Below are 9847 nucleotides of genomic sequence, written 5' to 3'. Positions count from 1 at the left end.
ATAATTTCGGGTGTTTTCCCCACCCCCCAACCAAACCCCCCCCCCCCCGGGGGTGTGCGGGGTGGTCGCGGGGCCCCCCCCCCCCCCCCCCCCCCCGGGGGGGGGGGGGCCCCCCCCCCCCCCCCCCCCCCCCCCCGGGCCCCCCCCCCCCCGGGGGGGGGGCCCCCCCCCGCCGCGGTTACTCGGCCCGCAGTGGCTTGGCCACGACGACGTCCGAGGCCGGCACGAACTCGGCCCGCAGCGGTTTGGCGTTGAGCGCGGCCGCCGCGGCGCCGATGGCCCCGCTGCTCACCACGATCGCCGCGGCCACGGCCACCGTGCCCAGGGTGCGATGGAAGGTGGACTTCATAGGTGGTGCCCCCGTTTCGTCTGGACTGTGCCGCAGACGTGCGAATGCTATAGCCGCAGCCACATGATCGGCGCCCACCAGCCCCATCTCGTCACAGGAAGCGGAAACGGCCGCGCGGGGCCCAGGTCGCGGCTGCACCGATCAACTACCGTTCGGTCCATGCCGGCCGCCGCCCAGAGATCCGACGCGCTCCTCGGCCGGGACGCCGAGACCGGCCGGATCGGCGGGCTGCTCGCGGCCGCCTCCGCCGGTGCGGGTGGCGCGCTCCTGCTCAGCGGCGAGGCCGGCATCGGCAAGACCGCCCTGCTGGAGCAGGCCGAGCGGGCGGCCACCGGTTTTCAGATCGTCCGCGCGTCGGGGGCCGAGTTCGAGCAGGAACTCCCGTACGCCGCCCTGCACCAGCTCTGCGTGCCGATCCTGGGGTACGCCGGCGAGCTGCCGGAACGGCACCGGGACGCCCTGCGGGTCGCGTTCGGGCTCGCCGCCGGTGACCCGGACCCGTTCCGCGTCGGCCTGGCCGTTCTCGAACTGGTCGCCGCGGCCGCCCGGGAACGGCCGCTGCTGTGCGTGGTCGACGACGCGCAGTGGCTGGACGCGGCGTCATCGCGGGCGCTGGCCTTCGTGGGCCGCCGGATCCGCGCCGACCCGGTCGTTCTCCTGCTCGCGATGAGGTGGCCCGCCACCGGCGGCGAGCCGAGCACCCTGCCCGTCCCCGCCACCGACGGCGAGCTGAGCACCCTGCCGGTCCTGGCCGTCGAGGGGCTGGCCGACGCGATCGCCCGCCGGCTGCTGACCGCGCGCGGCCCGTTCGCCCTGGACGAGCGGGTGCGGGACAGGCTCGTCGCCGAGGCCGGCGGCAACCCCCTGGCGCTGCTCGAGCTGCCCCGCGCCGGGGGTTTCGCGCCGCCCGCGACGGGTTCGATGCCGAACCGGATCGAGCAGGCGTTCCAGGCCCGCCTGGCCGGCCTGGGCCCGGAGGCCCGCCGGCTGCTGACCGTGGCCAGCGCCGAACCGACCGGTGATCCGGTCCTGCTGTGGGCGGCGGCCGGCAGGCTCGGCGTCGACCGGGCCGGCCCCGACGCCGCCGCGGCCAGCCTGGCCGAGTTCGGGGCGCGCATCCGGTTCTGCCATCCGCTGGCCCGCTCGGCGGTCTATCGAGCCGCGGACGCCGGGGACCGCCGGGCCGCGCACGGGGCGCTGGCCGAGGTCACCGACCCGGTTTCGGCGCCCGACCGCCGCGCCTGGCACCGGGCGCAGGCCGCGGTCACCCCGGACGCCGGCATCGCCGACGACCTGCAGAGCTGCGCGACCCGGGCCCAGGCCCGGGGTGGCATGGCCGCCGCGGCGGCGTTCCTGCAGCGCGCGGCCGAGTTGTCGCCGGAGACCGACCGGCGGGCCGACCGCACCCTGGACGCGGTGCAGGCCCATCTGGAGGCGGGTAGCGCCGCCTCGGCCGAGGAACTGCTGACAACGGTCGAGACCGCGACATTGGACGACTTCCGGCAGGCCCGGGCCGACCTGCTGCGGGGCCGGATCGCCTTCGCCCGGCCCTCGGACGGCACTGGTCCGGCGCTGATGTCGGCCGGCGCGCGCCGGTTGTCGGCGGTGGACCCCGCCGGGGCCCGGGAGGCGTATCTGGACGCGCTGGAAGCCAGCCTGTTCGCCGGTCGCGGCGGCGGCTTCATTCCGGAGATCCTGGCCGCGGCCCGTTCGGCCCCGCCGTCGGCGACCCCCGACCTGCTCGGCGCGTTGCTGATGCTGGCCGCGGGGGAGCACGAGACGGCGATTCCGGTGCTCGCCGTTCTGCTCCACGCCGACCGTCGTCCCGTCTGGGCCCGCCGGCCGGCCCTGGCCACCATGATCTCCACCGAGGTGTGGGACCCGATGGCCATCGCCGCCATCGCCGAATGGCTGGTCAAGGAGGGCCGCGAGTCGGGCTCGCCGACGCTGCTGCGGCTCGGCCTGGCCCAGAAGGCCACCGACGCCACCTTCACCGGCGACCCCGGCGCGGCCCTGGCCGCGCTGGCCGAGGAGGAGGCGATCGCCGACGCGGCCGGCGACCAGCCGCTGATCTATCCGCGGCTGCAGCTGGCCGCCCTGCGCGGGCGCCGCGAGGAGGTCGGGGAACTGCTCGGCGCGGCGGGCCGGGCCGAGACGGCCGGCGGCCGCGGGCAGGTCACCAACCTGCACTGGATGACGGCCATGCTCAACAATGGCCTGGGCGACTTCCCGGCCGCGCTGGCCGCCGCGCGCGAGGCGACCGGGCCGGACCGGCTGTTCCTGGCCGGAGTCTCGCTGCCCGAGCTGGTCGAGGCGGCCGTCCGGTGCCGCGAGACCGGCGTCGCGGCCCGGGCGGTGGAGTTGCTGACCGAACGGACGCGGGCCGCCGGAACCGAGGCCGGGCGGGGAATCGCCGCCTACGCGCGGGGGCTCGTGACCGGGGCCGAGGACGACTTCCGGGAGGCCGTCGAGTGCCTCACCGAGACGCCGCTGACCCCGTACCGGGGGCGGGCCCACCTGCTCTACGGCGAATGGCTGCGGCGACGGGGCCGGCGCAACGACGGCATCGAGCAGCTCCGGCAGGCCTACGACCTGCTGTCCGTGTCGGGGGCCGAGGCCTTCGCGCGCCGCGCCGTCGACGAGCTGCGGGCGGCCGGCGTCGGCGTGCCGCAGCGTACGGAACGCTCCTTCGGCACCCTCACCCCGCAGGAGGCCGCGGTGGCCCGGCTGGTGGCGTCGGGCGCCACCTCGAACGAGGCGGCCGTCCAGCTGTTCGTCAGCAAGCGCACCGTCGACGCCCACCTGCGCAGCATCTTCCGCAAGCTCGGCGTCAGCTCGCGCCGCCGGCTCAAGGACCATCCCGCGCTGCTGGCCTGACCCGGGCGGATAGGCACAAGTTGCCGACGCGGCCGGGCACCCCCGGGCGGCACCGTGGGTGCGGTGCAAGCAATCCTGATCTACATCGACCTGACGCTGGCCGTTCTGACGCTGGTCGCGGCGCCGGTGGCCGGGGCCAAGGCGACCCGCGGATGGCTCTTCGTCCTGGCCGGGATGGCCGCGGGCCGCCTGCTGGTGGCCGTCCTCTTGCTGATCACCGGCGGGCTGTTGCTGGCCGACACCCGGCTGAGCGTGCAGGTGCCGCTGGCGGTTCTGCCGGCGGCCTGGGCCGCGTGGAAGCCGGGCCGGACGGCCGCGCACGTCGCCGCGGCGGGCGGGACGCTGTCGGTCTGGTGGCTGCTCGCGCCGTTCGCCCCGCAGGACACGCCGCTCGTGCTGGCCGGTTCGCTGGCCGCGCTGGGTGCCATCGCCGGGCTTTCGGTCGCGGTCGGCCGCTGGCGGGAGTCCCGGTCGCGCGTGTCCCGCCTGCCCTGGCTGACGACGGCCTTCCTGCTCGTCCCGGCGACCACGCTGGTGCTCGCCGGTCAGGCCAATGCCTCCGCGCAGGGCCATCAGCACGGAGCCGGACCGCTCAGCGTCGATCAGCTCACCGGGCCCCGCAAGCAGAAGCCGGACGTACGGCTGACGCTGACCGCCGCCCGTACGCAGGTGCGGCTCGATTCGGGGGCCACGGTGGACGGACTGACCTTCAACGGCACCGCGCCGGGCCCCGAGATCCGGGTGCGTATGGGCCAGTTGCTCGAGGTCACGCTGGTCAACACCGACGTCGAGGAGGGCGTGACCGTGCACTGGCACGGCGTGGACGTGCCCAACGCCGAGGACGGCGTGCCCGGGGTGACACAGAACGCGGTCCCGCCGGGTGGCCGGCACGTCTACCGGTTCATCCCCAACCGGACCGGGACGTTCTGGTACCACACCCACCGCGACGGCCTGCTCAACGTCAAGAAGGGCCTCTTCGGCGCCCTCATCGTCGAGGACGGGGACGGGCCTGAGGAGCTTGAGCGGACCGTGTTCGCGCACGCCTGGCCCGGCTCCGGCGGCGACATCACCGCCCTGGACCGCTCCGACCGGCCCGCGTCGGTGACCGCCGCGGCCGGGCAGAACGTGCGGGTGCGCGCGATCAACAGCTCGGAAGAGCCACAACAGATCCGCGTTTCCGGTACGCCGTTCCGGGTCGCGGCCATCGACGGCAACGCGGTCGAGGGGGCCACCCCGCTCGAACCCGGCACCGACCTGCTGCTCGCGGCGGGCGGCCGGTACGACCTGACGTTCACGATGCCGGACGGCCCGGTGACCGCCGCCCTGGCCGGCACGTCGCTCACCTTCGGCGGCTCCGGGAAGGTGGCCGAGCCCGGTGACGGAGGGCAGTTCGACCCGCTCACCTACGGAACCGGAGCGCCGCCCGCCCCGGGTTCCTACCAGCGCACGTACGACCTGCGGCTGGACGACGGGTTCGGGTTCAGCCAGGGCCGGCTCGGCTACGTGAGCAGCATGATCAACGGCCGGCTCTATCCGGCCGTGCCGTCGCTGGAGGTCACCCGGGGCGACCGGGTCCGGGTCCGGATCGCCAGCCGCAGCATCATCAACCACCCGTTCCACCTGCACGGGCACCGCGTCCGGGTGGTGTCGCGCAACGGCGAGCCCGCCACCGGCAGCCCATGGTGGACCGACACCCTCAACGTCGGCCGCGGCGAGGTGTACGAGATCGAGTTCGTGGCCGACAACCCGGGCATCTGGATGGACCACTGTCACAACTTCCAGCACGGCGCCAACGGCATGATCATGCACCTCGCGTACACGGGCGTCAGCACGCCGTTCTCGGACGAAGACCACCTCCCCGAGTGATGACACCCCAGCGGAAAGCGGCCGGGGCACTCGCCCGGGCCGAGCCGGGCACGGTCACCGGCAAGGTCATCCTGGTTCGCGACCGAGATTCGCGGCGGCGGTCAGGGGGCCGCCGCCGCGCCTCAGGTCGTGGCGGCGAAGCGCTGGACGAGATCGGTCCGGCCGGCCACCACCAGCTCGGCGTGCTCGGGCACGACGGTGTCGGCTGCGGCGTACTGGAACTCGGCGCCCGGGGCCTTGACCCCGACGACCGTGATGCCGTGCTTGGCGCGCAGCCCCAGATCGGCCAGGGTGCGGCCGGCCGAACGGCGCGGGGCCCGGGTCTTGGCGATGGCGAAATCGTCGTCGAACTCGATGAAGTCGAGCATGCGGCTGGCGATCAGATTGGCCACCCGCTCGCCCATCGTGGCCTCGGGATAGATCACGTGGTCGGCGCCGACCGACCGCAGGATCCGGCCGTGCTTGGCCGAGACCGCTTTCGCCCAGATGTCCCGTACGCCCAGCTCGCTCAGGGTGAGCACGGTCAGCACGCTGGCCTCGATGTTGTTGCCGATGCCCACGACCGCCCGGGCGAACTCCTTGATGCCGACCTGGATCAGCGCGTCCTCGTCGGTCGCGTCGGCCTGGACCACGTGGGTCAGCTTGTCCGACCACTGCTGGACCAGTTCCGGGTCCTCGTCGATGCCGAGCACCTCGTGCCCCAGCTCGAGCAGCGAGTCGGCGACCTGGCCGCCGAACCGGCCCAGGCCGATCACGACGACGTTCTCGTCCCGTGCGATGTCCTCAGCCAACGATGGGTCGCTCCTCCGGATACCGATACTGCCGGTGACGGGTGTTGAGGGCCAGCGCCGACGCGACGGCGACCGTCCCGACGCGGCCGAGGAACATCATCGCACTCAGGATCAGATCGCCCGCCTGGGACAGCTCGCCGGTCAGCCCGGTGCTCAGGCCGGCCGTGCTGAAGGCGGCCATCACCTCGAACAGGGCCCGGTCGAACGGCACGCCGTCGGTGATGGCCAGCAGCGCCAGGGTGCCGGTGGCCACCGTGACCACGCCGAGCGAGGCGACCGTGGTGGCCTGGCGCTGGGTCGACTCGGCGATGCGGCGGCGACCGACCACGACGTCGCGCTCGCCCCGCACCTCGGTCCAGATGACGAAGGCGAGCAGGAAGAACGTGGTCACCTTGATGCCGCCGGCGGTGCTGGCGCTGCCGCCGCCGATGAACATCAGCCCGACCACGATGGCCGAGGTGTCCTCGTTCATGGCCCCGAAGTCGACGGTGTTGAAGCCGCCCGAGCGCGGGATCGTGCCCTGCACGAAGGCCGCCAGGATCTTTCCCGGCACGCCGAGCGGCCCCAGCGTGCCGGCGTTGCCCCATTCGAACGCCAGCACCGCCAGGAAACCGGCGACGAGCAGCACCAGCGTGCCGCCGACGGTGAGCCGGGTGTGGGTCGTCCACGCGGCCGGGCGGCGCGCCTCGCGGCCGATCTCGTAGAGCACCGGGACGCCGATGCCGCCGACGATCACGCCCAGGGTGAGCGGGACGCAGATCCACCAGTCGCTGACGAAACCGGTCAGGCCGTCGCTGCGTAGCGAGAAGCCGCAGTTGTTGAACGCCTGGACGGCGTTGAACACGCCCTCCCACACGGCCCGGCCCAGCGGCACGTCGTAGGCCAGATGCAGCCGCGAGGCGAAGATGGTGGCGATCACCGCCTCGCTCGCGAACATGACCACGGTGGCCAGCACGAGCACCCGGCGGACGTCGCCGTGGGCCAGCCCGGTGTTCGTCTCGACGCCGGTCATCATCCGGCCGCGCAGACCCAGCCGCTGCGACACCAGCAGCCCGGCCAGCGTCGCGATCGTGGTGATCCCGAAGCCGCCGGTCTGGGTCAGCACGGTCAGCAGCACGTGCCCGAAGCCGGACCAGTAGGTGGCCGTGTCGACCGTGGTCATGCCTGACGTGGTGATGGCCGAGGTCGCGGTGAAGAACGCCGTCAGCAGCGACGGCGACTCCGGCCCGGCCCGCGAGACGGGCAGCAGCAGAAGACCGGTGCCGGCCACGATCGCGCCCAGGAAGGCCACCGTCACAGTTCGTGCCGGATGCGGCCGGGCGCTGCGCATCACGCAGTTATACCGCACCCCCGATCTTGACCGGCGCGGCCGTCGCGAACCGCTGGATCTGCGCCACGTCGATCGCGCCGGCCATGGCCAGGAACCCGGCCCGGTTGGGGTGCAGGTGGTCGCCGGGTCCGCCGACGCTGCCGTTGGTGTCGAACTCCGGCCGCAGATGTCCGGGCCGCGCCGGGTCCTCGGTCACCGCCGAGAAGTCGGCGACGCCGTCGAAGACTCCGCTCGTACGGATGAAGGCGTTGATCTCGCGGCGCTTGGCGTCGGTCTCGGCCGTGCCGTAGAGCCCGAACTCCGTGCCCGCCGAGGGCGTCAGCGTGGCCCCGACGATCCTGATGCCGAGGGCGTGCACCCGGCGGACGATCTCCTTGTACCCGTCGATCACCTGCGCCGCCGTGGCATTGCCGCCGCCCAGGTCGTTGATGCCTTCCAGCAGGATGACCACGCGGACGCCGGGGAGCCCGAACACGTCGCGGTCGAGCCGGTCGAGGGCGGGCGGCCCGTCGCAGGGGGTGCAGCCGCCGGGCGTACGGCCGATCCGGGTCACCATGTTGCCGCCGATCGCCTCGGTCACCACCGTGACCGGGCGGCGCGACGACTGGTCGAGGCGGCGCTGCAGCACGTCGGGCCACCGGTCGTCGCCGTTGATGGTGGAGAAGAAGCCGTCGGTGATCGAGTCCCCGAACGCCACCACGGCCGGGGTGCGGCGGCTCTGCACCTGCACCTCGGAGACGAAGAACCACGAGGTCGTCGAGTGCGGGAACGCGGTCTCGCCCGGGTCGGCGGCGTGGTCACCGGCGCCCGGGCCGGTCAGATACGACGTGGTGAACGCGGCCGCGTGCCACGTCATCGGCCCGCTCGCCCCGGAGACGTACAGGCTCACCGCGAGGCGCTGCGTCTGCGCGTCGGTCACCGGGACAGCCACCGGGTCGCTGAGCACGGTCCGGCCGGCCGGGACGGTGACCGACCGGCGGCCCGCGAAGGTCAGCTCACGGTTGGTGCCGGGCGCCACGACCGCGCCGGTCGACTGCCGGCCCGCGTACGCCCGGCCGAAGGTCACCGGCCTGGTGCCGTACTCGTTGGTGAGCCGCACCCGCCAGCGCGTGCCTTCGACACCGGGGTGCACGATCATCCGCAGCGTCTGGTCCCGTGCCTGCTGGTCGGGGAACGCGGCGGTCAGCAGCGGCGCGGTGTTGCCCGGTCCGGCCGGCCCGATCGGTCCGGGCTGACCCACCGAGTAGCCCACCGGATAGACACCCTGCGCCGATCCCGCCCATCCGCCCGCCCAGGCGGCGGGTTCCGACGCGACCGCGGCCGCCGGAGTGAGCAGGACCCACGCGATGGCGGCGGCAACAGCTTTTCTCGTACGCATGTCACTCCCTCGCCGAACCGGAATGTATCGACAGCCATCGTTCTCCTGTACTCCCTGGCCGGGCAAGGGCACGTGCCCGTTCCGCTCGAAGTAGGCTCAGCCGGGGGAAGGTGAGATCTTGGACGGCCGACGCACCTGGCAGCCGCCCCGGCCGGTCGGCCGTGGCCGGGCCGACCACACCGCGATCGTGGGCTGCGAGCTGTTCGTCGACGGGGTGGCCGTCGAGAGTCCCGGCCCGGCGGCCGACCTGGCCCGGCTCTACGAGCGGGCGCGCGAGCAGGACGGCGCCTTCGTGTGGCTGGGGCTGCACGAGCCGACCGAGGCCGCGCTGACCCGGGTGGCCGAGGTTTTCGGGCTGCACCCGCTGGCGGTCGAGGACATCCTGCACCGCGAGCAGCGGGTCAAGCTCGAGCGCTACGAGGACGTGGTGTTCCTGGTCGTGCGGGCCGCCCAGTACGTCGAGCACGAGCGGCTCACCGCCACCAGCGAGATCGTCAGCACCGGCTTCGTGCGGCTCTTCGCCGGCCCGCATTTCGTGATCACCGTCCGGCAGGGCACCGTCATGGAGCTCAGCTCGCTGCGCGCCGACCTCGGCTCCGACGAGGGGGCGCTGGCCCGGGGGCCGTGGTCGGTGGTGCACGCCATCCTGGACCGGCTGGTCGACGCCTACGTCGACATCGCGGCCGCGATGCAGACCGACATCGAGCTGACCGAGGCCGAGGTGTTCGCGCCCGGCGCCCCGGTCACCATCGAGCAGATCTACCAGCTCAAACGGCAGCTGATGAGGTTCAAGTCGGCGGTGCTCCCACTGCAGCGCCCGCTGGCCGCGCTCTCCGGCAAGCAGCTCACCGAAATGCCCAAGGAGATCCGCCGCTACTTCGGCGACGTCGCCGACCACCACACCGCCGTCGTGGAGCAGGTCGTCGCGTTCGACGACGTGCTCAACGCGCTGCTGCAGGCCCGCCTGGCCCAGCTGACCGTCGAGCAGAACAACGACATGCGCAAGATCGCCTCGTGGGCGGCCGTCGCCGCGCTGGTTACCGCGATCGCCGGCGTCTACGGCATGAACTTCCCGGACATGCCCGAGCTGACCTGGCGCTACGGCTACCCCGTGGTGATGCTGCTCCTGCTGGTCAGCGCCACCTTCCTGTACCGCCTGCTGCGCCGGGCGGGCTGGCTCTGACCCGAAGCCGGGCGCCCCGGCCCCCTACCGGGGAGCTACGGCAAAGGGTTCCGCGGAGGGACGCCCGGGGCGT

The 9847-nt window shown here is 73.6% G+C and carries 7 protein-coding genes; 3 read left to right on the top strand and 4 right to left on the bottom strand.

Annotated elements, in window-relative coordinates:
- Positions 1 to 178: 178 nt before the first annotated feature.
- Complete coding sequence (locus ACZ3I4_RS24960) at positions 179 to 349, bottom strand: hypothetical protein (protein ID WP_465384417.1); 171 nt, start codon at positions 347 to 349, stop codon at positions 179 to 181.
- Between the two features lie 159 nt (positions 350 to 508).
- Here ACZ3I4_RS24960 and ACZ3I4_RS24955 point away from each other — a divergent pair, with 159 nt between their 5' ends.
- Both ACZ3I4_RS24955 and ACZ3I4_RS24950 read left to right on the top strand, forming a co-directional pair.
- On the top strand, positions 509 to 3226 hold the full coding sequence (locus ACZ3I4_RS24955) for an AAA family ATPase (protein ID WP_465384416.1): 2718 nt from the start codon (positions 509 to 511) through the stop codon (positions 3224 to 3226).
- Between the two features lie 63 nt (positions 3227 to 3289).
- Complete coding sequence (locus ACZ3I4_RS24950; protein ID WP_465384415.1) at positions 3290 to 5092, top strand: multicopper oxidase family protein; 1803 nt, start codon at positions 3290 to 3292, stop codon at positions 5090 to 5092.
- Positions 5093 to 5214: 122 nt separating this feature from the next.
- On the opposite strand, the gene ACZ3I4_RS24945 is transcribed toward ACZ3I4_RS24950, so the two are convergent.
- The 3 genes from ACZ3I4_RS24945 to ACZ3I4_RS24935 are packed head-to-tail and all read right to left on the bottom strand — an operon-like array spanning position 5215 to position 8591.
- On the bottom strand, positions 5215 to 5883 hold the full coding sequence (locus tag ACZ3I4_RS24945; protein ID WP_465384414.1) for a potassium channel family protein: 669 nt from the start codon (positions 5881 to 5883) through the stop codon (positions 5215 to 5217).
- Positions 5876 to 7213, bottom strand: coding sequence for a TrkH family potassium uptake protein (locus ACZ3I4_RS24940; RefSeq protein ID WP_465384413.1), 1338 nt, complete (start codon positions 7211 to 7213; stop codon positions 5876 to 5878). Before ACZ3I4_RS24940 ends, ACZ3I4_RS24945 begins: the two co-directional genes overlap by 8 nt.
- A gap of 7 nt (positions 7214 to 7220) precedes the next feature.
- Positions 7221 to 8591, bottom strand: coding sequence for an SGNH/GDSL hydrolase family protein (locus ACZ3I4_RS24935; RefSeq protein WP_465384412.1), 1371 nt, complete (start codon positions 8589 to 8591; stop codon positions 7221 to 7223).
- A 118-nt stretch (positions 8592 to 8709) separates the two neighbouring features.
- Here ACZ3I4_RS24935 and ACZ3I4_RS24930 point away from each other — a divergent pair, with 118 nt between their 5' ends.
- The gene (locus ACZ3I4_RS24930; RefSeq protein WP_465384411.1) at positions 8710 to 9774 is read left to right on the top strand and encodes a magnesium and cobalt transport protein CorA; all 1065 of its coding nucleotides are present in this window, start codon (positions 8710 to 8712) and stop codon (positions 9772 to 9774) included.
- The last annotated feature ends 73 nt before the right edge of the window (positions 9775 to 9847 follow it).

The sequence above is a fragment of the Actinoplanes sp. NPDC021490 genome (genome assembly GCF_055562135.1).
The sequence above is the reverse complement of the archived record's forward strand: the minus strand, read 5'-3'. Positions and strand labels throughout refer to the sequence as shown.

Coding starts and splice junctions, on each gene's coding strand:
- ACZ3I4_RS24960 (WP_465384417.1), bottom strand. CDS start 349: ATGAAGTCCACCTTCCATCGCACCCTGGGCACGGTGGCCGTGGCCGCG.
- ACZ3I4_RS24955 (WP_465384416.1), top strand. CDS start 509: ATGCCGGCCGCCGCCCAGAGATCCGACGCGCTCCTCGGCCGGGACGCC.
- ACZ3I4_RS24940 (WP_465384413.1), bottom strand. CDS start 7,213: ATGCGCAGCGCCCGGCCGCATCCGGCACGAACTGTGACGGTGGCCTTC.
- ACZ3I4_RS24935 (WP_465384412.1), bottom strand. CDS start 8,591: ATGCGTACGAGAAAAGCTGTTGCCGCCGCCATCGCGTGGGTCCTGCTC.